Annotated in this window: 19 protein-coding genes; 10 read left to right on the forward strand and 9 right to left on the reverse strand. The window is 74.8% G+C overall.

Annotated features, from left to right (window positions below; translation table 11 throughout):
- The first annotated feature begins 51 nt into the window (after nucleotides 1–51).
- From SM793_RS05810 to SM793_RS05820, 3 genes are read left to right on the forward strand one after another with little or no spacing between them, the layout of a single operon-like run.
- On the forward strand, nucleotides 52–1,851 hold the full coding sequence (locus SM793_RS05810) for an NAD(P)/FAD-dependent oxidoreductase (RefSeq protein WP_320436923.1): 1,800 nt from the start codon (nucleotides 52–54) through the stop codon (nucleotides 1,849–1,851).
- Complete coding sequence (locus SM793_RS05815) at nucleotides 1,848–2,885, forward strand: alpha/beta hydrolase (RefSeq protein ID WP_320436924.1); 1,038 nt, start codon at nucleotides 1,848–1,850, stop codon at nucleotides 2,883–2,885. The genes SM793_RS05810 and SM793_RS05815 overlap by 4 nt, the downstream gene beginning before the upstream one ends.
- Complete coding sequence (locus SM793_RS05820) at nucleotides 2,882–3,775, forward strand: SDR family oxidoreductase (RefSeq protein WP_320436925.1); 894 nt, start codon at nucleotides 2,882–2,884, stop codon at nucleotides 3,773–3,775. The genes SM793_RS05815 and SM793_RS05820 overlap by 4 nt, the downstream gene beginning before the upstream one ends.
- A 67-nt stretch (nucleotides 3,776–3,842) precedes the next feature.
- On the opposite strand, the gene SM793_RS05825 is transcribed toward SM793_RS05820, so the two are convergent.
- The 4 genes from SM793_RS05825 to SM793_RS05840 all read right to left on the reverse strand — a co-directional run bounded on the left by SM793_RS05825 (nucleotide 3,843) and on the right by SM793_RS05840 (nucleotide 7,100).
- On the reverse strand, nucleotides 3,843–4,961 hold the full coding sequence (locus SM793_RS05825; RefSeq protein WP_320436926.1) for a serine hydrolase domain-containing protein: 1,119 nt from the start codon (nucleotides 4,959–4,961) through the stop codon (nucleotides 3,843–3,845).
- A 7-nt stretch (nucleotides 4,962–4,968) separates the two neighbouring features.
- Nucleotides 4,969–5,907 carry a DUF6895 family protein gene (locus SM793_RS05830; RefSeq protein WP_045938018.1) on the reverse strand — a complete coding sequence of 313 codons (939 nt, stop codon included), beginning with the start codon at nucleotides 5,905–5,907 and terminating at the stop codon, nucleotides 4,969–4,971.
- On the reverse strand, nucleotides 5,904–6,716 hold the full coding sequence (locus SM793_RS05835) for a hypothetical protein (protein WP_320436927.1): 813 nt from the start codon (nucleotides 6,714–6,716) through the stop codon (nucleotides 5,904–5,906). The genes SM793_RS05830 and SM793_RS05835 overlap by 4 nt, the downstream gene beginning before the upstream one ends.
- A 186-nt stretch (nucleotides 6,717–6,902) precedes the next feature.
- The gene (locus SM793_RS05840; protein WP_030391982.1) at nucleotides 6,903–7,100 is read right to left on the reverse strand and encodes a hypothetical protein; all 198 of its coding nucleotides are present in this window, start codon (nucleotides 7,098–7,100) and stop codon (nucleotides 6,903–6,905) included.
- A 176-nt stretch (nucleotides 7,101–7,276) separates the two neighbouring features.
- Here SM793_RS05840 and SM793_RS05845 point away from each other — a divergent pair, with 176 nt between their 5' ends.
- Complete coding sequence (locus SM793_RS05845; RefSeq protein ID WP_320436928.1) at nucleotides 7,277–8,050, forward strand: SDR family oxidoreductase; 774 nt, start codon at nucleotides 7,277–7,279, stop codon at nucleotides 8,048–8,050.
- Nucleotides 8,051–8,230: 180 nt separating this feature from the next.
- Nucleotides 8,231–10,045 (forward strand): ABC transporter ATP-binding protein, encoded by a 1,815-nt coding sequence (locus SM793_RS05850; RefSeq protein WP_320436929.1) that lies wholly within the window; start codon nucleotides 8,231–8,233, stop codon nucleotides 10,043–10,045.
- Nucleotides 10,046–10,051: 6 nt separating this feature from the next.
- On the opposite strand, the gene SM793_RS05855 is transcribed toward SM793_RS05850, so the two are convergent.
- The gene (locus SM793_RS05855; protein WP_320436930.1) at nucleotides 10,052–10,720 is read right to left on the reverse strand and encodes a lysophospholipid acyltransferase family protein; all 669 of its coding nucleotides are present in this window, start codon (nucleotides 10,718–10,720) and stop codon (nucleotides 10,052–10,054) included.
- Nucleotides 10,721–10,935: 215 nt separating this feature from the next.
- Between SM793_RS05855 and SM793_RS05860 the strand changes: the two genes are divergently transcribed.
- A complete protein-coding gene (locus SM793_RS05860) occupies nucleotides 10,936–11,148 on the forward strand; it encodes an EF-hand domain-containing protein (protein ID WP_320436931.1) in 213 nt (70 codons plus the stop codon).
- Between the two features lie 149 nt (nucleotides 11,149–11,297).
- On the opposite strand, the gene SM793_RS05865 is transcribed toward SM793_RS05860, so the two are convergent.
- Nucleotides 11,298–13,553 carry a bifunctional glycosyltransferase family 2 protein/CDP-glycerol:glycerophosphate glycerophosphotransferase gene (locus SM793_RS05865; RefSeq protein ID WP_320436932.1) on the reverse strand — a complete coding sequence of 752 codons (2,256 nt, stop codon included), beginning with the start codon at nucleotides 13,551–13,553 and terminating at the stop codon, nucleotides 11,298–11,300.
- Between the two features lie 772 nt (nucleotides 13,554–14,325).
- Between SM793_RS05865 and SM793_RS05870 the strand changes: the two genes are divergently transcribed.
- Together SM793_RS05870 and SM793_RS05875 are read left to right on the forward strand one after the other, a co-directional pair.
- On the forward strand, nucleotides 14,326–14,595 hold the full coding sequence (locus SM793_RS05870; protein WP_093859619.1) for a hypothetical protein: 270 nt from the start codon (nucleotides 14,326–14,328) through the stop codon (nucleotides 14,593–14,595).
- A gap of 320 nt (nucleotides 14,596–14,915) precedes the next feature.
- Entirely contained in the window at nucleotides 14,916–15,383 is a 468-nt protein-coding gene (locus SM793_RS05875; RefSeq protein WP_320436933.1) for a YjbQ family protein, read from the forward strand.
- A gap of 79 nt (nucleotides 15,384–15,462) precedes the next feature.
- Here the strand turns inward: SM793_RS05875 and SM793_RS05880 are convergent, their stop codons facing one another.
- The gene (locus SM793_RS05880; protein WP_320436934.1) at nucleotides 15,463–15,978 is read right to left on the reverse strand and encodes a DUF1990 domain-containing protein; all 516 of its coding nucleotides are present in this window, start codon (nucleotides 15,976–15,978) and stop codon (nucleotides 15,463–15,465) included.
- A gap of 19 nt (nucleotides 15,979–15,997) precedes the next feature.
- Between SM793_RS05880 and SM793_RS05885 the strand changes: the two genes are divergently transcribed.
- Together SM793_RS05885 and SM793_RS05890 are read left to right on the forward strand one after the other, a co-directional pair.
- Nucleotides 15,998–16,204: a hypothetical protein gene (locus SM793_RS05885; protein WP_320436935.1), complete on the forward strand. Its 207-nt coding sequence runs from the start codon at nucleotides 15,998–16,000 to the stop codon at nucleotides 16,202–16,204.
- A 149-nt stretch (nucleotides 16,205–16,353) separates the two neighbouring features.
- A complete protein-coding gene (locus SM793_RS05890) occupies nucleotides 16,354–16,563 on the forward strand; it encodes a hypothetical protein (protein ID WP_320436980.1) in 210 nt (69 codons plus the stop codon).
- Between the two features lie 53 nt (nucleotides 16,564–16,616).
- Here the strand turns inward: SM793_RS05890 and SM793_RS05895 are convergent, their stop codons facing one another.
- Both SM793_RS05895 and SM793_RS05900 read right to left on the reverse strand, forming a co-directional pair.
- Nucleotides 16,617–19,751, reverse strand: a complete 3,135-nt coding sequence (locus SM793_RS05895) for an SMC family ATPase (protein ID WP_320436936.1) — start codon at nucleotides 19,749–19,751, stop codon at nucleotides 16,617–16,619.
- Nucleotides 19,748–20,917 carry an exonuclease SbcCD subunit D gene (locus SM793_RS05900; RefSeq protein WP_320436937.1) on the reverse strand — a complete coding sequence of 390 codons (1,170 nt, stop codon included), beginning with the start codon at nucleotides 20,915–20,917 and terminating at the stop codon, nucleotides 19,748–19,750. Before SM793_RS05900 ends, SM793_RS05895 begins: the two co-directional genes overlap by 4 nt.
- Nucleotides 20,918–21,097 lie beyond the last annotated feature (180 nt).

Here is a 21,097-nt window from a genome sequence, read left to right on the forward strand (position 1 = left end):
GAGCAGCGGCGACGTGCGCCCCACGGTCCCCCACCCCCAGGAGGACGCCGCATGGCATCCAGCACCAAGCGCCCCCGCCCCCGAGGCGCCGAGGCGACCGTCCAGGACCGGTCGCGCACCGCGCCCGAGGCCGTCGACCCGGAAGCCGTCGACCCGGAAGCCGTCGACCCGGAAGCCGTCGACCCGGAAGCGGTCGAACGGGAAGTGGTCGAACCGGAAGCCGTCGAGCCGGAAGCGGTCCCGCACGTCCGGGTCGCCGTCATCGGCTCCGGCTTCGGCGGCCTCGGCGCCGGCGTCCGGCTGCGCCGTGCCGGCATCACCGACTTCGTCGTCCTGGAGCGCGCCGACTCGGTCGGCGGCACCTGGCGCGACAACAGCTACCCCGGCTGCGCCTGCGACGTCCCCTCGCACCTCTACTCCTTCTCCTTCGCCCCCAACCCGGACTGGCCGCGCAGCTTCTCCGGCCAGCCCGACATCCGCGCCTATCTGGAGAAGGTCGCCGACGTCTTCGGTCTCCGGCCCCACCTGCGCTTCAACACCGAGGTCACCGAGGCCCGCTGGGACGTCGAGCGGACCCGCTGGCAGATCACCACGACGGCCGGCCGCTGGACCGCCGACGCCGTCGTGGCCGCCGCCGGACCGCTCGCGGACCCGCAGATCCCCGAGCTGCCGGGCCTGGACTCCTTTCCCGGCAAGGTGTTCCACTCCTCCCGCTGGGACCACGACTTCCAACTCGCGGGCCAGCGCGTGGCGATGGTCGGCACCGGGGCCTCCGCGGCCCAGATCGTCCCGGCGATCCAGCCCCAGGTAGGGAAGCTGACGGTATTTCAGCGCACCCCGGCCTGGGTCCTGCCGCGCCGGGACCGGGCGATCACCGGGCTGGAGAAGCGGCTGCACGGCCGCTTCCCGATCACCGCGAAGGCCCGCCGGGGCACCCTGTTCGCCCTGCGTGAGCTCCAGGTGGACGCGTTCGTCCGGCGGCCCGGCCTGCTCAAGCTGGTCCAGCGCCTCGCCGAACGCCACCTCGCCGACGGTGTCGCCGACCCGGCCCTGCGGGCGAAACTCACCCCGGACTACCGGATCGGCTGCAAGCGGATCCTGCTCAGCAACACCTACTACCCGGCGCTCGCCGCCGCCAACACCGAGGTGGTCCCCGCCGGACTGCGCGAGGTGCGCGGCTCGACCCTGGTCGCCGCCGACGGCAGCGAGCACGAGGTGGACGCCATCGTCTTCGGCACCGGCTTCCACGTCACCGACATGCCGATGGGCTCCAGGGTGTTCGGGGCCGACGGCACGAGCTTCGCCGAGAAGTGGAAGGAGGGCATGGAGGCCCTGCGCGGGTCGACCGTGCACGGCTTCCCGAACTTCTTCTTCGTCATCGGCCCCAACACTGGGCTCGGCAACAGCTCGATGATCCTGATGATCGAGTCCCAGCTCAACTACCTGATCGACGCGCTGACCAGGCTCGACGAGATCGGCGCGACCGCGATGCAGCCCACCGCCCGGGCCCAGCGGCACTGGAACCTCGAACTCCAGCACCGGATGGACCGCACGGTCTGGAGCACCGGCGGCTGCCGCAGCTGGTACCTGGACAAGAGCGGCAAGAACACGGTGCTCTGGCCCGGTTCGACCACCTCGTTCCGCCGCGCCACCCGCAAGGTGGACCTCGCCGAGTACGAGCTGATCCTCCGCCGCGACGACCGGGCCGGACCGTCCGCGTCGTCGGCAGGGTCCGAGCCGTCCGTGCCATCGGCAATGTCCGCACCATCCGCACTATCCGAACCGTCCGAACCGTCCGAACCGTCTGCACCGTCCGTGGCCACCACCGGGCCCGAGGAGGTCATGGCATGAGCCGCCGTCCGATCCCCGCCGACTGCCTCCAGCCGGCGCCCGCCGAGGAGTTGGCCGTCCGTTCGGCCGACGGCACCCGGCTGCACGTCGAGGTCCACGGCCGGCCGGGGGCGCCCACCGTCGTCCTCGCGCACGGCTGGACCTGCACGACCCACTTCTGGGCGCCGGTGATCCACCGGCTCGCCGACCGGTACCGGGTGGTGGCCTACGACCAGCGCGGCCACGGCCGGAGCGAGCTCCCGTCGAGCCGGGCCCGCTACTCCACCCGCGCGCTGGCCGAGGACCTCGCCGCGGTGCTCACCCGGGTGGTCCCGGAGGGCGAGCGGGCGGTACTGGTCGGGCACAGCATGGGCGGCATGACCATCATGGCGGGTGCCGCCCGGCCCGAGGTCGCCGAGCGGACGGCGGCCGCCGTGCTGATCTCCACCGGGCCGTCCGACCTCGTCGCCGAGGTGCGGATCGTCCCGGACGCCGTGCGCCCGGCGGGGCTGCGCCGCTTCCTGCACCGGCAGGTGCTGCGGTCCCGGCTGCCGCTCGGGCCGGTCGGTCCGGTCAGCCGGGCCGGGCTCAAGTACGCGATCATGGGCACCCGGGCGCCCGCCGAGCGGACCGAGGTGGCCGTCCGGATGGCGCACGCCTGCCCGACCGGTGTCCGCGCCGACTGGGCGCGGGTACTGGACCGGCTGGACGTCCGCCCCGGACTGGGCCGCCTCACCGCGCCGACGGCCGTCGTGGTCGGAGCCGAGGACCGGCTCACCCCGCCGGTGCACGCGCACCGCATGGTGGCGGCGCTCGCCGATCCGCAGGGGCTGCTCCTGCTGCCCGGGGTCGGCCACATGGCGCCGCTCGAGCGGCCGGCCGAGGTGGCCGCCGAGATCGACCGGATGGCGACCGCCCACCTCCCGGCCCGCCGCACCACCGCCGACTCCGCTGACCCCGCCGTCACTGCCGTCACCGCCGACTCCGCTGTCACCACCGGTAGCGACCTGCCCGCCGCCGTCACCGCCGACCCCGAGAGGACCGCCGTCGCATGACCGCCACCCCACCGCTCTCCGCCCAGGTCGCCGTCGTCACCGGAGCCGCGCGCGGCGTCGGCGCCGCCCTGGCCCGCAACCTCGCCCGGCGCGGCGCCAAGGTCGCGCTGGTCGGCCTGGAGCCGGAGGAGCTGAAGGCCGTCGCCGCACAGTGCGGCCCGGATGCCACCGCCTGGGAGGCCGATGTCACCGACGCCGAGGCGCTCACCGGGCTCGCCGAGCGGATAAAGGCGCACTACGGCCGGATCGACACCGTCGTCGCCAACGCCGGCATCGCCCTCGGCGGTCCGCTGCTGGACAGCGACCACCGGGCGTTCAGCCGGGTGATCGAGGTCAACCTGCTCGGCAGCGTGGCCACCGCCCGGGCCTTCCTGCCCGTCCTCGCCGAGAGCCGCGGCTACCTCCTGCAGATCGCCTCGCTGGCCGCGCTGACCCCGGCGCCGCTGATGAGCGCGTACTGCGCGAGCAAGTCGGGCGTCGAGGCGTTCGCCCACGCGATCCGTGCCGAGGTCGCCCATCAGGGCGTCAAGGTCGGTGTCGGCTACCTGAGTTGGACCGACACCGACATGGTGCGCGGGGCCGACGAGGACGCCGTGCTCAAGCAGATGCGCTCCCGGCTGCCGTGGCCGGCCAACAAGACCTATCCGCTGGAGCCGGCGGTGGACCGCCTGGCCGCCGGGATCGCCCGGCGCTCCGCCCATGTCTACGCCCAGGCGTGGCTGCGCGGGATGCAGCCGGTCCGCTGGGTCCTGCCGTCGCTGATCGCCGCGGTCGGTTCGCGCGACGTGGCCAGGCTCGCACCCCAGTTGGCCGCCACCGCCGCCTCCCGCCTCCGCCCGGTCGGCGCCGGCGGCGCGGCCGACACCGCCGCCCGGTCCGACCGGGACTGACGGCCGGGCCCGCGCCGGACGGGGGGCGGACCGGGGCGGCCGGAGGTTCTCCGGGACCGGCCGGTCGTCAGCCGCTTCCCGTGCTCTCCCCGTCCGGCCGGGCGAGCCGCTTGAAGGCGTCGTAGGCGGTCTGGTTGAAGGAGGACCGCACGGTGGGGCCGCTGTTGGTGAGGGCGGCGACCGCGGTGGCGGTCTGCGGGCAGAAGCCGACGAACGTCGTGAAGCCCCGCGTCCCGCCGGAGTGGAAGAACAGGTCGCGGTCGTCCGGGGTGCGGCGGTGGTTCCACACCAGGCAGATCTCGTCGCCGGAGCGCGGCAGCCGCAGCCGTGGCCGCCGCACCTCCCGCAGTGCGGTGCCGAGCGGGCCGCCGTCCGGTTCCGGTTCCAGGTGGGCGCGGAGGAAGCGCAGCAGGTCCGCGCCCCCGGCCCGGACGGCGCCCGCGCCCGGGAGGGCGGGGATGCGCCACGGCGGGAGCGGCCGCCCGAGGTGGTGGCCGGTCGCGCGCTGCGGCGCGTCGGGGGAGCAGGTGAGGGTCCGCAGCCCGAGCGGGCGGCCGATCCGCTCGCCGAGCAGCCCGGCGTAGTCGGGGCCCCGGCCCGCCTCGGCGAGCAGCCACCCGAGCAGGCCGACTCCGTAGTTGGAGTACCAGTACACCTCACCGGGCGGGCGGCGCACGGTGGTTCGGGCCAGCGCCGCCCACAACCGCTGCTCGTCGTAGCCGGCGTAGGGGTTGCGGTTCCAGGCGGGGACGGCGCTCGCCAGCAGGCCCGGCGGCAGCCCCGGCAGGCCGGAGGTGTGGGTGGCCAGGTGGATCAGCCGGATCGGTCCGCCGCGCCGGACGTCCGGCGGCCGGCGTCCGGCCGGGAGGTGGCGCTGCACCGGGTCGTCCAGGGCGACCTCGCCGCGCGCCGCCAGCTCGGCCAGCAGCAGGGCGGTGAAGGTCTTGGTGACGGAGCCGAGTTCGTAGCCGGTGTCGGGTGTGCACGGTCCGCCGTCCCGGGCGGTCCGCCCGTGGCAGTGGACGGCGGAGCGTTCGCCGCGCGCCACCGCGAGGGTCACGGCGGTGGCGTGCGGCCCGGCGGCGAGCACGAGTCCGGCGAGCTGCTCCGCCCCGGGCGCACCGGGTCCGGTGTCCCCGGCTCCCGCGACGCCTGCCGCCCCCGTCCCCGCCACCGTCGTGCTCATCGCGTCCTCAAGCCGGGACCGCCGCGCCGCCGAGCGCGCGGGAGAGTGTGACGGTGCCCGCGACCACCGCGACCACGGCCGTGTGCTCGTGGTCCCGGAACGCCTGCTCGGGGTCGTCCGAGACCGGTTCCGCGCTCTCCCGGGGGATCAGTCCGTCCTCGCGCTGGATGGCGGCGAGCGCCTCCCAGCCCTGGGCACCGGTGACCGGCTCCCCGATGCAGGAGTCCACCACGAGCAGCTCGCCGACGAGGTCCCACTGGCCGACCTCCAGCCAGGTGTCGACCCAGACCGGCAGCCAGTTGCGGACGTAGTCGCGCATCGGCTCGGGCATGCTCTCGGGCTGCGCGCCCCAGTCGGTGAGATGGAAGACGGCGTGGGTGATGTGGTACCCGGTCAGCCAGTCGATCGCCCAGGGCTCGGGGGTGGCGCCCAGCCAGGTCCTGGCGGTGAGGGCGGGCCAGTCGTCGGGCTGGTTGCGCAGCCCGATCACCCGGCGCGCGTTGGCGAGGGCCAGCCGCCGGTTGGGCATCATCTCGATGGCCTGGATCCCGCGCACCTTGGTGAGCGATTCCAGGAGTTCCTCCAGCGCCGCGTGCCGGTAGCCGGACCGGGCGAAGTGGACGTAGGTCTCCAGCGGGTCGGTCATCACCGGGTACCGCAGCAACCGCTCGTACAGGAGGTTGCCCTCGCGCAGCTGGGACCAGCCGAAGTCCAGGAGTTCCCGGGCGATCCGGGCGTCCTCCGGGCCGGTGACGCCGTCGCGCAGGACGAGCGAGGCGGCGAGCGCGGACTCGGCGAGCGGCTTGTAGGCGTTGTTGGGATCGGCCAGGTCGATGGTGACGTCGTCGGGCAGTCTGCCGAAGCCGCGTTCGTGGCAGGTGTGCAGCCAGGACATCGCCCGGGAGCCCAACTGCTGCGCGGTGGCCAGGATCCGGTGGTCGGTCATGACGTTCCTCCGGTCAGCAGGCGCTCCGCGACGGCGAGTTCGAGCGCGGTGCGGGCGCTGCCGTCACCGACGGCGCGGATCCGCTCCAGCATGGGTTCGACCTCCAGCGGCAGTTCCCGCCCGTCGGCGGCGAGCCAGGCGAGCCAGCGGGTCAGGCGCGCGGCGACGCGCTGGTCGCAGCGCAGCATGGAGCGGACGGTGCCGCGGGCCAGGGCGAGGCTGTGCTCGCGGGCGGCGTCGTGGACGGGCCCGTCGAGGCCGGGGAGGGCGAGCGCGGAGAGCTGGGCCATCCGCACCGACCAGGACTGCCAGGCGTACGGTTCCGGGCGCGGGGCGTGGCCGGGGCGCGGCGCGCCCCGGTCGGTGTCCTCGCCCGCCGCCCCGGGGAGCAGGGCGTCGGCCGCGGGCCCGAGCGCGCGGGCCAGTAGGACGGCGGTGCCCCAGTCCCGCCAAGCGGTGACCAGGGCGGCCCCGGCGGCCCGCTCCTCCTCCGCGCCGGACGAGTGAGTGGGGGAGAGGTGGGTGGCGGCGGGGGCCGGGAAGGCGGAAGGGGGGAAGGCCCGGTGGGCCTCCGCGAGCAGCAGGACGGCCTGCTCGTCCGGCCCGGTCGCGCCCAGGGCCTGCGGTGCGAGGACGTCCGGCCCGAGCACCCGGGCGGCGGCGAGGACCGGACGCGGCACGGGGCCGGTACCGGGGAAGGCGGGCGCGACCGCACCCCCGACTCCCCGGAGGGTGTCGAGGGTGTGGCCCGCCAGCCGCTCCACCGCTGCGGCGTATTCGTCGCGTAGTGCGAGATCGGCGGTCGGCATGGTTGCGTGCTTCTCCTTGGAGGTGGGCTTCGCGGTGTTACGGGGCCGCGCCGCGTTCACGTGGCGGCCCCGTCGGGGTCCGGGCCGTTGGCCTGCCGCCCCGGCCGCCGGACCGATGGCCGCGGCGGGACCGGAGGGCTGTGGCGCGGTGGGACTCCGCGCGTCGCCCGGCAGCGTCCGGTCCGATTACCGCGTCTTCTCCTTCGGCGGCTTCGGGGACAGCAGCAGCGCGCCTGCCAGCAGCAGCAGCGCGGCGGCTTCCGGACGGTACGTGGGCGCGTCGCTGACGGTCGCCTCGTCCTCCGTGATCAACATGCCGAGTGCGTCGATCTCGCCCTGGGTGGCGAGCGTCGTCCGCGTGGTTCGGGTGGTCTGAGCAAGCATCGGGTGCCTCCTCATCGAAGTTCCATCGCCAGGCCCGGCGACGCCCCCCTCGAACGACGATACGAGCACGAACCGTCCGGCGCCACCCGGGCACCCTCCGTGACGGTCGTCACGAAGAGGTACCGCCCTGGCGCGCAGCGCTGTCGCCGGTACCCGGGAGTAGGTACGGTCGCTGCATGACCACTGCCTTGATCACCGGCGCGACCGCCGGCATCGGAGCCGCCTTCGCCCGCCGCCTCGCGCGGAGCGGCTACGGACTCGTCCTGGTGGCCCGGGACACCGAGCGGCTGGAGGGTTCCGCCGCGGACCTGCGCGGAGAGTTCGGCGTGGAGGTGGAGGTGCTCACCGCCGACCTCGCCACGGACAAGGGCATCGCCGACGTGGAGGCCCGCCTGTCCGACCATGGCCGCCCGGTGGACCTGCTGGTGAACAACGCCGGCTTCGGCAATCGCGGCGCCTTCTCCACCGTGCCGCTGCAGGACGAGCTGGACATGCTGAAGGTGCACGTCGAGGCGGTGCTGCGGCTGACCACGGCCGCCCTGCCGGGGATGCGCGAGCGCGGTCGGGGCGCGGTCGTCAATGTCGCCTCGGTGGCGGCGTTCCTGCCGCGGGGCACCTACGGCGCCAGCAAGGCCTGGGTGGTCAGCTTCACCCAGGGGGTGATGCGGGACCTCGGCGGTACCGGGGTGCGGCTGATGGCGCTCTGCCCGGGCTTCACGCACACCGAGTTCCACGAGCGGGCCGGCATGGGCACCGGGAACATCCCGTCCTGGGGCTGGCTGTCGGCCGAGCGCGTGGTCGAGGAGGCGATGCGCGACCTGGCCCGGGGGCGTTCGCTGTCGGTGCCGAGCAAGCGCTACAAGGCGGCGGTGGCGATCGCGCGGGTGCTGCCGTCCGGCAGGCTCGGCGGCGTCTCCTCCAAGGCGGCCCGGACGTACCGCACCACCTGAGCCGGTCGGGGGTGCCGCGGCCGGGTGCTCCGACCAGCACAGCGGAGGCCGTCTCACTATTAGCTTTGCTAACTATGAGCCTCTCTCGTTATGCTGGCGATCGCCCGACCGCCCACCCGCCGCCGGCGTGCGCCCCCGGGCGCCGCGCCCCCGCGGCCGTCCGAGGGAGGCTGCCCCACCGTGCGCCCCGAAGGCATCCAGTGGACCCCGCCCGCCCACACCGACAACGACCCGCGCCCGCCGACCCAGTGGCGGCGCATCCTCGCGCTGTTCCGCCCCTACCGCGCCCGCCTCATCCTCGTCGGCCTGCTGGTGGCCGCCTCCGCCGTGGTCTCGGTGACCACGCCGTTCCTGCTCCGCGCCGTGCTGGACACCGCGATCCCGCAGGGCCGCACCGGCCTGCTGACCGTCCTGGTGCTCGGCATGGTCGCCACCGCCGTGGTCAACAGCGTCTTCGGCGTGCTCCAGACGCTGATCTCCACCACCGTCGGCCAGCGGGTCATGCACGATCTGCGCACCACCGTCTACGGCCACCTCCAGCGGATGTCGCTGGCCTTCTTCACCCGCACCCGCACCGGTGAGGTGCAGTCCCGGATCGCCAACGACATCGGCGGCATGCAGTCCACGGTGACCTCCACCGCCACCTCGCTGGTCTCCAACTTCACCGCCGTGGTCGCCTCGGTGGTCGCCATGGTGGCGCTGGACTGGCGGCTCACCGTCGTCTCGCTGGTGCTCCTGCCGGTGTTCGTCTGGATCAGCCGCCGCGTCGGCAACGAGCGCAAGAAGATCACCGGTGAGCGTCAGAAGCAGCTCGCCGCGATGAGTTCGGCGGTCCAGGAGTCGCTGTCGGTCAGCGGCATCCTGCTCGGCCGCACCATGGGCCGCACCGACTCGCTCGCCCGCGAGTTCACCGCCCAGTCCGACCGGCTGGCCGACCTGGAGGTCCGCGCCTCGATGGCCGGCCGCTGGCGGATGAACACCATCCAGATCGTGATGGCCGCGATGCCCGCGGTGATCTACTGGGCGGCCGGCATGGCCGCCGCCGGCGGCGCGCCGATCGTCTCGGTCGGCACCCTGGTCGCCTTCGTCTCGCTCCAGCAGGGCCTGTTCCGCCCGACCATCAGCCTGCTGGCCACCGGCGTCGCCGTGCAGACCTCGCTCGCGCTGTTCCAGCGGATCTTCGAGTACCTCGACCTGGCCGTGGAGATCGACGAACCCGAGCACCCCGTCACCCTCGGCGAGATCCGCGGCGAGGTCGGCTTCGAGGACGTCGACTTCCGCTACGACCCGGAGCAGGAGCGGCCCACCCTCGGTGGGGTCGGGCTGCGGATCCCGGCGGGCGGTTCGCTCGCGGTGGTCGGCGAGACCGGCTCCGGCAAGACCACGCTCAGCTACCTCGTGCCCCGGCTCTACGACGTCACCGGCGGCCGGGTCACCATCGACGGCGTCGACGTCCGCGAGCTGTCCTTCGAGACCCTGTCCCGCGCGGTGGGCGTGGTCTCCCAGGAGACCTACCTCCTGCACGCCTCGGTCGCCGACAACCTGCGCTTCGCCAAACCGGACGCCACCGACGAGGAACTCGTCGCCGCGGCCCGGGCCGCGCGGATCCACGACACCGTCGCGTCGCTGCCGGACAGCTACGACACCCTGGTCGGCGAGCGCGGCTACCGCTTCTCGGGAGGGGAGAAGCAGCGCCTCGCGCTCGCCCGCACCATCCTGCGCAACCCGCCCGTGCTGATCCTCGACGAGGCCACCAGCGCGCTGGACAACAGCACCGAACGCGCCGTCCAGGAGGCCATCGACACCCTCGCCGAGGGCCGCACCACCATCACCATCGCGCACCGGCTCTCCACCGTGCGCGGGGCCGACCAGATCGCCGTCCTGGAGCGCGGCGAGGTCGCCGAACTCGGCACCCACGAACAGCTGCTGGCGGCGGACGGCCGGTACGCGGCGCTGCTCCGCCGGGAGGCCCCGGTCGCGGCCGTCGCTCCCTGACCGGCCTCAGGCGGCCTTGGGGACCTCGTTGTACGTCCGCACGACCTCCTGGCCGGACAGCTGCTGGATCGCCGCCATCACCTCGTCCGTGACCTGGCGGCGGGCCTTGAGCGAACGCGCCTGGCCGTGCAGCTCGTCGAAGTGCAGCGGCTCCCCGAAACGGACCGTCACCTTCTTGAGGCGCGGCACCCGCTTGCCGATCGGGAGGATCTGCTCCGGCCCCTCCAGCGCCACCGGCACCACCGGGACGCCAGCCGTCAGGGCCAGCCAGGCCACGCCGGTCTTGCCGCGGTAGAGGCGGCCGTCCAGCGAACGGGTGCCCTCGGGGTAGATGCCGAACGCCTGGCCGTCCTCCAGGATCTCCAGCGCCCGCTCCAGCGAGGCCTGGGCGGACCGGTAGGTGCCGCGCTCGACCGGCACCGCGCCGATCCCCTGGAAGAAGCCGCGGGAGAGCGCGCCCTTGAGGCCGCTGCCGGTGAAGTACTCGGCCTTGGCCAGGAAGTGGACCCGGCGCGGCGCGGTGAGCGGGATGACCACGCTGTCGATGAAGGAGAGGTGGTTGCTGGCGAGGATGACGCCGCCCTTGCGGGGCACGTTCTCGATTCCCTCGATGGTGGGCCGCCAGATCCCCCGGGCGAGCGGTTTCAGCACCAGCCTGGTGACGAGATCGAGCATGGTCCCTCCCTGGACGAGCACGCCCGAGAGGTGCCCGGGCCTGGGGTACGACGAGCGGCGTTCGCTTACCCGGCCGGGCCGGGATCAGACCCGCAGACTACGACACCCACCCCCGAGCCCGTCCACTCCCGCCCGCAGTGGCGCTCACCACGGCCGGGTAGGGTACCGCCGTCGGAAATGCACATCAGCAGTTGATTCGGTCCCAGGAGGCCCCCATGGCAGACGTCGACGACATCCGCGCCGCGTTCGACAAGTTCGACAAGAACGGCAACGGCCGGATCACCGCGGTCGAGTACGCCCTCGTCGCGCGCGAGCTCGGCGACCTCACCACCTCGGTCGCCGTGGCCGAGGCCATCATCAAGCAGATGGACACCGACCACGACGGCGAGCTGACCTTCGAGGAGTTCCTGGCCGCGCGCCAGGGCTGACGAGGCCGGGGCCGACCGGCCCGGACGGGGTCCCGGACCGTCTCCGGGGCCCCGTCGTCGCGTTCGGGGCTCCTTCGGCGCGTTCACCGGGCTCGGTCGTCGGGTTCGGGGCCCCGTCGGCGCGCTGCTGTGCTCCGTCCATCGCGCGCTCAGCCGGTGGTCGGGAACACCCGGCGGACCACGCGCTCCGCCGCCCCGCCGTCGTCCCAGGGGCAGAACCGCTTGCGGAAGTCGGCCCGCGCCGCCGGCTCCGGGTCACCGGCCAGCAGCGCCGCCGCCAGCCCCTCCGGATCCGTCGTCAGCGCGCCCGGCGGCTGCTCGAACAGGTCGAAGTAGACGCCCCGGTCGCGCTTGTACTCCTCCCAGTCCGGCGCGAAGACCACGATCGGCCGGTCCAGCACGGCGAAGTCGAACATCATCGACGAGTAGTCCGTCACCAGGACGTCGGCCGCCAGGTAGAGGTCCTCCACCGTCGGGTGCGCCGACACGTCCAGGATCTCCGCCGCGCCCTCGTCCGCCGCCAGGTCGCCCGGGCCGCCGGTGTGGAAGTAGTGGGTGCGGACCAGCAGCGTGAACTCCGGCCCCAGCCGCCGGGCCAGCTCCCGCACGTCCAGCAGCGGCACATAGCCGCCGCGCGCCTCCCGGTGGGTGGGCGCGTACAGCACGGCGGTGCGCCCCGGCGCCAGCCCGAACCGTTCGCGCATCGCCGCCGTCCCGGCCGGCGTCGCGTCGGCCAGCCGGTCGTTGCGCGGGTACCCGGTGTCCAGCATCTCGTAGCGGCCCGGGAAGGCGCGGGCGAAGTGCTCGCTGGTGTGCGGGTTGGAGGAGACCAGGAAGTCCCAGCGGTCGACCGCCTCCTGGAGCCGGTCGAAGTCCATCCCCTCGGCGGCCACCGGGTGGTCCCTGAGGTCCATGCCCATCGCCTTCAACGGGGTGCCGTGCTGGGTCTGGACGTGCACCGTGCCGGGCCGCTTCGCCATGGTCCGGGGGAAGTTGACGTTGTTCACGAAGTACTTGGCCGTGGCCATCGCCTTCAAGTACGCCGGGGTGTTGAGAATCACGTACGGCACCCCCTCCGGCAGCGTCGCCGCCCGGGCGCGGTCCTCCACCACCCAGACCCCGTGGATCCCGGGCGCGAGCTCCTTCGCCTTCTCGTAGATCGCGGCCGGGCTGCAGGCGTAACCCCGGTGCCAGTACGCGGCGTACACCGCCAGCTGCGGGTTCAACGGCATCCGGCGGAACGTGTTGTACGCGGTGAACCGGGCGCTGCTGCGCACCCCCTTCTTGAGCGCCGGAGCCACCGCCCGGGCCCCGCGCTTGAGCCCGCGCGGCAGTCGGCCGGTGCGGCGCAGTTCCGCGTACGCGCGCCGGGCGCCGCGCGCCGCGAGCCGGTACTGCACGCCGCGCACGCCCCCGGGGAAGCGGTAGCCCGCCGGGCGGTGCCGGGTGAAGTGCTCGGCGATCCGCCGGAAGAACTCCGGCCGCAGTCCGACCGGGACCAGCCCTGGCGTGTCGTAGACGGTGAGCGCCTGCTGCACGGTCCGTTCGAAGACCAGGGTCCGCAGCGTCGCGGGGACGGGGTGGCCGGGGCGGTTGGGGCCGTCGGGGTGGTCAGGGGCGCCGGGGTGCTCATGGCGGTCGGGGCGGTCCAGGAAGGCGAAGATCGCGTCGTACTGGGCGAAGGCGTCGGCGTGCTTGGCGGAGGCGGTGCTGGTGATCGCCCCGGCCCGCCCGCGCCGGTAGAAGTAGCAGGGGCGGTCGAAGTAGCGCAGCCGCTCGGCGGCGAGCAGCGCCGGGTAGGTGACGGAGATGTCCTCGTAGAAACCGCGGCCGAAGGACACCCCGAGCCCGAGCAGGAACTCCCGGCGGAACACCTTGTTCCAGACCGACATCACCGTCCTGAACACGGCCGGGTGCTCGGCCAGCGTTGCCCCCGCGACGAGCGGGGATCCGGTCAGCACGTGCCGCCACGGGTTGGGCTCGGTCCCGCCGTCGGGGTAGACGTGGACGAAGTCGGTCAGCAGGACGTCGGCGGGCGCCTCGCCGCGCCGCTCGCGCTCCAGCTCGCCGGTGAGCTCGTCCAGGAGGGCGGTCACCGTGCCCTCGGGCACCCAGTCGTCGCTGTCGACGAACCAGACGTACGTGCCGCGCACCTCGGGGAGGGCGGCGGTGCGGGCACCGCCGAGGCCCTGGTTCTCGGCGAGGTGGAGGACGCGCAGGCGCGGATCACGGGCCGCGTACTCGTCCAGGATCGCGCCGCTGCGGTCGGGGGAGCGGTCGTCGACCGCGATCACCTCGAAGCGGGACTCGGAGGACGGGGTGTCCGCCAGGAGGGAGTCGAGGCAGCGGGGCAGGAAGCGCTCCACCCCGTGGACCGGGAGCACGATGCTGAGGAGGACTGGCACGCTGGCCGAGTCTACCGAGCGCTGCCGCGGGCGGCGGAGGACGGGTGCGGAGGACGGGCGCGGTGGCGTCGTTGGTGGGCGGGGCGCGGTCCCGGGGCGACGCCGGTCGGGGCGGCCCTGGTGGGCGCGGTCGAGGGCCGCGGAGCCGGAGCCGCCGGTGCCGGACCCCGAGGGGTGGCACCGGCAGCCTGGTGGCAGCCTGGCCGACCCTCTGCGGCCGGCCGCCGGTCCGAGCACCGCCCGAACCCGGCCACCGCAGCGTCGAGGCGGCCTGGCAGTAGGAACGGGGGAGCCGGAATCTTCATCAGTCGAACACGGAAGGCGGTAGTGCTCGCGCCCGCGTGGTCGATAGAGATATTGCTTGGAGCCGACTCCCGCGTCAATCCCCCGGCTGTGTTCACTTCCTAAACGGATAGTCGTACCTCGTCGTCGGCGGACCGGGCCTGTCCCGGGGGTGACGGTGGGAGGGCGGTGGGAGGGCGGCGGGGTGGCCGCCGGGTGGCCACGGCGCGTGAAGGGGCGGTGACCCCGTGCGCCGGGCGTGCACCGTCACGGCGAGCGCCGGGTGTGCGACCCGAAGAACCCGGTGACGTACCGCCGGTCGTGCACCATCATTGATGCTCAGTCGTGATCGACCGGGTGGGGCCTGGTGCAGTGTCAGTTGACGCAGCACGGTACGGTTGCAGAACACCAGGACGGTTGCGCGAAGGCCGTCTGTCACGGATAGTCTTCGCCTCACGGCCCTGGCGCCTCGTAGGGGTGGGAAAAACTGATGGAACACATGCAAGTGCGGACCCGGCCTCGGGTGCCCGCGATCCAGTGCGGTGTCGGCGCGACCGGCCGCCGGATCGAGCGACACCTGGCTGTGCTCGGCGCGCCCGCACTCCCGGCGGTGGACACCGCCGAGGCGCTCGGGCTGATAAGGGAGCTGACGCCGCGCGGCGTCGGCGCCCCGACCGCGCCGCCGCGCCGCCATGCGCGGGTCAAGCTGCTGGCGCCGCTGCGCCGGCTGCGGCGGGGGCTCTTCGGCAGTCGCGGCTGAGCCGACCGGTCCGGTCGAATCCGGTCCGGCCGCGCGGGGGCCCCGTTCCCGGGGCTTCTCGCACTGCCCTTCGCTTTGCGCACACGCCTTTTCGGTACCGGCCCGACGGATCCTGACGACCGTCGGGCCGTCCGCGTTCCCGCACCCCGGTCCGTGCCGATGGGGGACCGGTCGATCATTCGCGGTCCGCGCCGGTCCTCGGATGGCATTTCGGATGCCATTTTGGTCTGAACCTCTCAGCCTATGTCGACCGGGCTCTCCGGCGCCGGGAGTCGGCGAGGCTTGCCGGTCCACCCCCGGCCGTGGGTCAGGATGGCGCCATGGCGGACCACACCCACTCCCGAACCACGTCCCACTCCACTCCCACCTCCACGTCCTTCCGGACCGAGACCTTCGACATCACCACCGGAAGCCATGAGGTCGCGCTCGACATCACCGACCGCTGCGTCCGGTTCCTCGACGAACACGCCGTCGGACGGGACGGCCTGCTCAACGTCTTCGTCCCGCACGCCACGGCCGGCATCGCCGTCCTGGAGACCGGTTCCGGCAGCGACGAGGACTTCCTCGCCACCCTGCGCGACCTCCTGCCGGCGGACGACCGGTGGCGTCACCGGCACGGCAGCCCCGGCCACGGCCGCGACCACGTCGTCCCCGCCCTGGTGGCCCCGCACGCCACCCTGCCGGTGATCGACGGACAGCTCGCCCTGGGCATCTGGCAGTCGGTGGTGCTGATCGACACCAACGGTGACAACCCGCACCGCACGCTCCGGCTCTCCTTCCTGGGCTGAGCCCGCCATCCGGCCCCGGCCCCGGATCCGCCGGGGCCGGACCAGCCGGGCTCCGGACCCGCCGGGGCCCGGCGGCGCGCTAGTCGGACAGCGGTGCCTCGGGTCCGGGGTCGGCGGCGGCCTCGAGCACGGACGCGAGGTACCGCTCGATCGCCAGGTACTGGCAGAGCACGGCGACCGGGCGGCCGAGCCGCGCGTACCAGGCGGCGAGCCGGGCGAAGGCGATGACCTCGAACCAGACCTCGCCCGCCGCGTCCATCGACACCAGGAACGCTTCCTCGCCGCACTCCGGGTGCCCCGGCAGCGTCCCGTAGGCGAAGCCGATCCGGTCCGGCTCCTCCACCGTCCACACCACCCGGCACGGGATCACCAGCCGGGGCCAGCGGCTCCCGGGCAGGGCGAGCCGCAGGAGGACGGTCGCCCCGGGCTCGGCGGGCGCGTACGGGAACACGGCGAACCCGGTGCCCAGCTGGCAGCCCCAGCCGAGGACGAAGCGGCCGGCCCGGGCCAGGACCTCCGGGCCGTGCCCGAGATGCACCCGCCGCCGCAGATGCGTGTAGCCCTCCGGCAGCCGGGCGTCCGCGGTGGCGCCCACCTCGCGATAGTTGGGCCCGGTGGCCCGGGCGGCGCGCAGCCTCCGCTCCAGGGCGGACCCGGACGTCCTGGACGTCCCGGACGTCCCGGACGTCCCGGACGTCCCGGACGTCCCGGCAGGTCCGGAGGTCCCGGCAGGTCTGGAGGTGTCGGTCCGGGCGGAGGGGACCGGCAGGACCGGGGGGACCGGCGACGGGACGGCGGGAACGGCGCGGGAGGCCTCGTGACCGGGAGAGTCGGGCATACGGCCACCGTATCGGCGGTCCCCGGAACGGCCTCGCCCGGGACTGCCTTGCGCGCTGCCCGGCGCGGGGAGTAGAGAGGCTGCATGAGCGAAACAGCCAGGCAGGACAGCGGCGGCGCGCCTACCGGGGACATGGGCGACCCGGCGGCGGGGCAGGAGGTCTGCGAACTCGCCCCGAGCGGTGCGGAGGCGGCCCTGCTGCGCGACCCCGATTCCACCGGTCCACGCGCGGACTGCGTGCTGTGCGGCGAGCCGACCGAGCTGCCCGCCGACCACCCGGGCAGCACCCTCTGCCCCGTCTGCGCCTGGCAGCAGGCCCAGCGGATCGCCTGCTCCGGCTGAGCGGGCCGCCCGGGTGAACAGCCGGGTCTCCGGCGTCGGGCACGTCTCCGGCGTCAGGCGTCCTCCCGTCCCGCCGGTGCCAGGGTGGAGCCGTGCCGGCCCTTGCGGACCAGGAGCTGGGCCGGGATCCGGCTGCGCAGATCGGCGACGTGACTGACGATGCCCACCGCGCGGTCCCGCTCGCGCAACCCGTCCAGGACGTCCATCACCTCCTCCAGGGTGTGCTCGTCCAGGCTGCCGAATCCTTCGTCGATGAACAGGGTGTCCAACGGCATGCCCCCCGCCTCGTCGGTGACCACGTCCGCCAGACCGAGCGCCAGGGCGAGCGAGGCGAAGAAGCTCTCGCCGCCGGATAGCGTCGCGGTGTCGCGCTCGGTGCCCGTCCAGGCGTCCACCACCCGCAGCGCCAGCCCCGAGCGCTTGTTGCCGCCGCCGCGGTCGTCGCTGTGGACGAGCGTGTACCGGCCGCCGGACATCCGGACCAGCCGGTCGCTCGCCGCGGCCGCCACCTGCTCCAGCCGCGCCGCCAGGACGTACGACTCCAGGCGCATCCGGAGCCGGTTGTCGGCCGAGGTGCCGGCCGCGAGCGCGGCCAGCCGGCTGATCCGCCCGTAGCTGGCCAGCTCCGGGGCCAGCGAGCGCGCCAGCTCGGCCAGCTGCCGCCCGATGGCGGCGAGGGCCTCGCAACGCTGACGTGCCGCGTCCCGCGCCGCGTGCGCCGCCCGCAACCGGTCGGTGGCGGCGCCGAGCCCGCTCCGGGCCCCCGGCAGGTCGGCCGGTGGCAGGGCCGCCGCCGTGGCCAGTTCGGGTTCGGCGAGCCGCCGCTCCACTGCGGCGAGTTCGGCCCGGTGCCGGTCGATCCGCTGCTCCAGCTGGTCCCGCTCGGCTCGCGGCAGCAGCACGGCGACGGCGTCCTGGGCGCTCGCGAACCCGGCCGCCACCGCCGCGTCGGCCAGCTCGTCGTCCGCCTGCTTGAGCTGGTGCGCCGCCTCGGTGGCGGCCCGGTCGGCACCGGCCAGCGCGGCCACCGCCGAGGCGAGGCGGTCGAGCGAGGCCGCCCGGGCCGCCACGGACGGCGCCTCGCCGCGGGCCGCCGCCACCCGGGCGGTCAGCTTCTCCTGCTCGGCGTGCAGGGCGCGGGCCTGGGCGGCGAGTTCGGCGCTCCGCTCCCGGGCGTCGGAGAGCGCCGTACGGCGGGCGGTCTGCTCCTCGGTGAGCCGCTCGATCGCCCGGCCGACCGCACCGAGCCGATCCGCGACCCGGACCGCTTCCTGGTGTTCCGCCCCCAGCCCGCCGAGCACCCCGGCCAGGGTGTCGGCGGCCTCCTCACCGGCCGCGCCGGCCGCCGCGGCCCGCCGCACCCGGAGTCCGGCGAGTTCCCGCTCGGCCGCGTCGGCGGCCTGCTCGGCGGCCGTCTGGGCGCGCCCGGCCCGCTCCTCGTCCTCGGCCCGGACCGGATCGCCGACCGGGCGGGCCGGAGCCGGGTGCTCCGCCGAGCCGCAGACCCGGCAGGGCTCGCCGGCGCTCAGCCCGGAGGCCAGCTCGGCGGCCATCCCGGCGAGCCGGCGCTCACGGAGGTCCAGGCCGTACTGACGGGCGTCCAGTGCTTCGGCGCGCAGCGCGAGGGCGCGCGGCCCGGCCCGGCCGATCTCGTCGTCCAGCGCGTCCCGGGCCCGGGCGGCGGACAGCCGGGCGGTCAGCTCGGCGCGCCGGGCGTCCAGCCGCTCGACCAGCGCGGCGGCCTCCCGGGCGGCGGACTCCTCCTCCTTGAGGGCTGCGTGCCGGGCGTCGAACTCGGCCAGCCACTCGCCCGCCTCCTCGGCGAGGTCCTCGGCGCGCCGCAGGTCCGCGGTCAGCGCCGTCCGGGCGCCGGCCAGCTCGGCGCACTGCCGCTCGTCCGCCCCGGCCGCCTCCAGCCGGACGATCTCCGCGCGCAGCCGCCGTTCGGCCCCGGCCAGCTCCTCGGCCTCGGCGTGCGCCAGCGCCCGGCCGCCGCCGGCCGGTCCGTGCTCACCGCCGTCGGGGCGGTCGCTGCCGTCGAGGAATTCACGGCCGGTCCGGCCGGTCGCGACCTCGGCGAGGACCGCCCGGTGCCGGTGCTCCTCGTCCCGGGCCCGCCGGTACGCCGCCGCCGCCCGCTCCCGCAGGTGCAGCACGGACTCGACCCCGACCGCCGCCTGCGCCGCCGTCAGCCGCCGCCGGTCCGCCGCGCGGGCGGGCTCGTCCCCGGCCAGCCGGGCCGCCTCGCGCACCGCCTGCCGGTGCCGCTCCTGCCGGTCGGCCCGCTGCTCGGCGGCCTCCCGGGCCTGCTGCGCCGCCCGGTGCGCCTCCTCGGCACCGGCCAGCGCGGCCTCGGCGACGGTCAGCTGCTCGGCCGCGCCGCCGCGCAGCACCGCCGCCCAGCCCAGCACCCCCGTGGTGAGCTCGGCGTCCGCCGCCGCGCTCGGTGCCGCCTCGTCCCCGGCCGCCACCAGACCCTCGGCCGGCTCGGCGCCCGGCCCGGCCGCCTGCTCGGCCTTGCTGGCCAAGTCCCGCAGCCGGCGGCGCCCGGTCTGGACGGCGGCCTCGTGGGCCCGGCGCTGCTCCGCGAGCCAGGCCTCGACGGACTGGAACCGCTCGGTGTCGAACAGCCGGCGCAGCAGCTTGCCGCGCTCCTCCGAGTCGGCCCGCAGGAAGCGCGCGAAGTCGCCCTGCGGCAGCAGCACCACCTGGCAGAACTGGTCCCGGCTCATCCCGATCAGCCGGTGGATCTCCTCGCCGGCCTCCTGGTGCGACTTGCTGACCGCCCGCCAGCCGGGCCCGCCCTCGCCGGTGCCCGCGGCGTCCGCCGACCACTCGCGCAGCAGGGTCTGGGCCCGCTCGACGGTCATGCCCGTGCCGACCTTCTTCGGCCGCGGCTGCTCGGGGATCCGGATGATCTCCAGCCGGCGGCCACCGAGCGTCAGCTCCAGCCGGACCTCGGTCAGCCGGTCGGGCTCGGCGTGGTCGCTGCGCAGCCGGTTGGCCTTGCGGGTGCCGGGCACCTCGCCGTAGAGGGCGTAGCAGACCGCGTCCAGCACGCTGCTCTTGCCCGCGCCGGTGGCGCCGCGCAGCAGGAACAGGCCGCCGGCGGCCAGCGCGTCGAAGTCGACCGTCTCGGCGCCGGCGAAGGGGCCGAAGGCGGTCACGGTCAGCCGGTGGAGTCTCATCGGGGCTGCTCCGCCTTCCGGTCGGTGGTCTCCCGGACGCGCTCGAAGCCCTCGCGCAGCCAGCCCAGCTCGTCCTGGTCGGGGTCGGTGCCGGGGCGGACGTGCCGCAGGAAGCCCTCGGCGATCTCCAGGTCCGTCCGTCCGCTGACCCGCGCCGCGTAGGAGGTGGAGGCGGCGGCGGTGCTCTCCTCCGGGTCGAACAGCAGTTGGAGGGTGTGCGGGAAGCGGCGGCGCAGCCGCTCCATCGGCTCGGTGGGGCGGCTCGGGTCGGTGAGGGTGACCTGCACCCAGGACTGCTCGTCGGCGGTGTACCGCTCGTCGGTGAGCAGTTCGTCGAGCCGGCCGCGCAGCCGGGCCAGCCGCCGGGGGGCCGGGCAGGGTACCCGCTCGGCGGTGACCGCGCCGTCCGCCGCGAGGTCGACCAGCCACATGCTCTTGCGCTGCTCGTGCTCGGAGAAGGAGTAGGCGAGCGGGGAGCCGCTGTAGCGCAGGTGCGGGGCGAGGGTCTGGCAGCCGTGCAGATGGCCGAGCGCGGCGTAGTGCACGCCGTCGAAGACCGAGGCGGGTACGGCCGCGACCCCGCCCACCGCGATGTCGCGCTCGCTGTCGCTGGGCTCGCCGCCGGTGACGAAGGCGTGCGCCAGGACGACCGCGCGGGTGCCGGCCGGGCGGGCCGCGAGGTCGGCCCTGACCTGCTCCATCGCCGCTCCGAGCACGGCGGCGTGCCCGCCGCGGGCCAGCCCGAAGCGCTCCCGGACCAGGGTGGGCTCCAGATAGGGCAGCCCGTAGACGGCGACCGGCCCGTGCGCGTCGGCCAGCAGCACGGGCTCGGCGCACTCGCCCGGGTCCGTCCTCAGGTGGATGCCGGCCCGGCCGATGAGGCCCGCGCCGACCCCGAGGCGGCGGGCCGAGTCGTGGTTGCCGCTGATGAACACCGTCGGCACGCCCAGGTCGGCCAGCCGGTGCAGCACGTCGTCGAACAGCGCCACCGCCTCCAGGCCCGGCAGTGCCCGGTCGTACACGTCGCCGGCGACGAGCACGGCGTCGACGCGCTCGTCCCGGACCACTGCCACGAGGTGGTCCAGGAAGGCGCGCTGGGCGTCGTGCAGGCTCTCCCGGTGGAACGAGCGCCCGAGATGCCAGTCGGAGGTATGCAGCAGTCGCATGGTTCCCGACCATAACGGGCGCCACCGACAAGCCGGTCCGGAACGGGTGTCGCCGGTCGCCCCCGGACCCTCCGCGGGCCCTCACTGACCTCACTCCGAGTGCGTTGTCAGTGACGGTGTGTATGGTCGCGTTCGCCGGGAGCCGAGGGGCTCGTGGGGCCGGTGGGGAGTACCGACGAC

Source organism: Kitasatospora purpeofusca, assembly GCF_034043715.1.
GTDB lineage: Bacteria > Actinomycetota > Actinomycetes > Streptomycetales > Streptomycetaceae > Kitasatospora > Kitasatospora purpeofusca_A.